The sequence below is a fragment of the Leuconostoc sp. genome, assembly GCF_965300815.1.
In genome coordinates this window covers 1-1,971 of sequence record NZ_CBDKZH010000167.1, presented here as the reverse complement: position 1 = coordinate 1,971, position 1,971 = coordinate 1, and the positions used below count along the sequence as shown (strand labels likewise).

Annotated in this window: 2 protein-coding genes; both read right to left on the bottom strand. The window is 42.0% G+C overall.

Annotated features, from left to right (window positions below; all coding sequences use genetic code 11):
- Positions 1–60 precede the first annotated feature (60 nt).
- Entirely contained in the window at positions 61–600 is a 540-nt protein-coding gene (locus ACW12G_RS07720; RefSeq protein ID WP_048700335.1) for a hypothetical protein, read from the bottom strand.
- 162 nt (positions 601–762) lie between these two features.
- The gene (gene adhP / locus ACW12G_RS07715; RefSeq protein WP_029510101.1) at positions 763–1,818 is read right to left on the bottom strand and encodes an alcohol dehydrogenase AdhP; all 1,056 of its coding nucleotides are present in this window, start codon (positions 1,816–1,818) and stop codon (positions 763–765) included.
- Positions 1,819–1,971: the final 153 nt, after the last annotated feature.

Here is a 1,971-nt window from a genome sequence, read left to right as displayed (position 1 = left end):
CTTTATTAACATATTGTTATTTTAAGATAATTCTTATTTTATGTCAATTTATTTCTTAGTTTAGTCTGGCAAGATAATTTGGGTTGTTGGTCCTTGTGGGACTTGTTCCGCTTGCTGTTCTTGCACTAAATAACTTGGGAATAATGTGAGCGACTTCTCAGTAAAGCCGACCATTGATGAGCCTAAAATACGCGTGATTAATTCTAACAAACGCGCTTCAAATGTCGGTTCATCAATTTGTTCAATTTCCGGCTTCAAGGCTTGTTGATACATATTGATGTGCACGTGTGGCATCAAGGCGTATTCGCGCCCGATTAGGGCGGCCCATTCTTCAAATAATTCGCCTGGAATTTCGTCATCATCGTTCACGATTGGCATGAAGTTAACACTAAACGTATTATTAGCTTCGCCTTCAACGTCAAACTCTGCTTGCGTGATGCGGCCCTCCGTTATTTCTGTCGCATAGTCAAAATCATAAACACGACGTTCGTCGAACAAGTGGATAAAACCAGCCGTTGCTTGATCCGCACTAGCGGTATCAACAACACGCAAAATACGATCACGCTGGCCGCTAAAAAGTTGTTGTGTAAAGTATGGCATGCTTTATTACTGACCTATCTTTCATCAGAAAAGAGGTCGTTTCCTCCAATACATTTGTTACCCAATTCTAACACAGGCATACAAAAACTGCTATGTCCAAGACAACGACACGCTGCTTAACACATATAAAAAAAATCGTCCAAGTGTGGACGATTTTTTTGATTATAATACTGTGAAGTCGAATACTTTACGACCAGTAATCTTACCAGCCTTCATTTCATCAATCACTTCGTTCATGTCGGCAAAGGCAACCTTTTCAACGATTGGCTTAACCTTACCTTCGGCACCAAATTGGAAGGCTTCCTTCAAGTCGGCACGTGTACCAACCAATGAACCACGTACTTCAATACCATCCAAGACTGTCTTGGCAATGTTCAAAGCCATGTCACCTTGTGGCAAAGCAACCGCCACTAACTTACCCATTGGACGTAGTGAATCAACGGCTTGATCAAAGGCAGCGGCGTTAACGGCTGTCACTTGCGCATTGTGCACACCACCAGTAGCCTTTTGAACTTCAGCTGCGACATCATCAACCTTCTTACGGTTGATCAATACTTCAGCACCGTTTTCTTGTGCGGCAGCCAACTTGTCATCGTTACCATCAATAACAGCAACATGTGCACCAAAGACATTGTGGGCATATTGAACGGCCAAGTTACCCAAACCACCAGCACCATGAACTGATACCCATTGTCCTGGCTTTGTTTCACCGACCTTCAATGACTTATACATTGTCACACCGGCACATGTAATTGATGTTGCTTGTACTGGGTCCAAACCTTCTGGCACCTTAACGGCGTACTTGGCGTTCACAACAGCTTGTTGTGACATCGCACCATCAATTGTGTAACCTGAGTTGCGTACCTTACGGCAGAATGTTTCGTTACCTGTCACACAGTAGTCACACACACCGCAGGCGTCAAAGAACCAAGCGATTGAAACACGATCACCAATCTTGAGGTAATCACTGGCACCTTCAGCCAACTTTGACACACGACCAACACCTTCGTGACCGATAACACGACGGAACTTACCATTACGTTGTCCAAGTTCATTTGGATTACCAAAATCAGCATTCGCCACATGCAAATCAGTGTGGCAAAGGCCAACATATTCAATATCAACTAATGCTTCACCAAAGGCTAATGGCTTTGGTTCCCAATCTTCAATCAAATCAACATATCCATCTGGATTTTCACGTACAACTGCTGCTTTCATGTTAAGCATACTCCTTTTCCATGTGAATTATTTTACAAATAAATTGTACCTTTTTTTCGCGCATTTGTAAACTTTTATTATGACAAATCGGCATTAATTTTTTATTAAGTGAAAAAAATCACGATTACTTACAAAATAAAAGTATCACCGAAG

Excerpts from the sequence above, each read along its gene's own strand:
- ACW12G_RS07720 (WP_048700335.1), bottom strand. The coding sequence starts at position 600 with ATGCCATACTTTACACAACAACTTTTTAGCGGCCAGCGTGATCGTATT.
- adhP (WP_029510101.1), bottom strand. The coding sequence starts at position 1,818 with ATGAAAGCAGCAGTTGTACGTGAAAATCCAGATGGATATGTTGATTTG.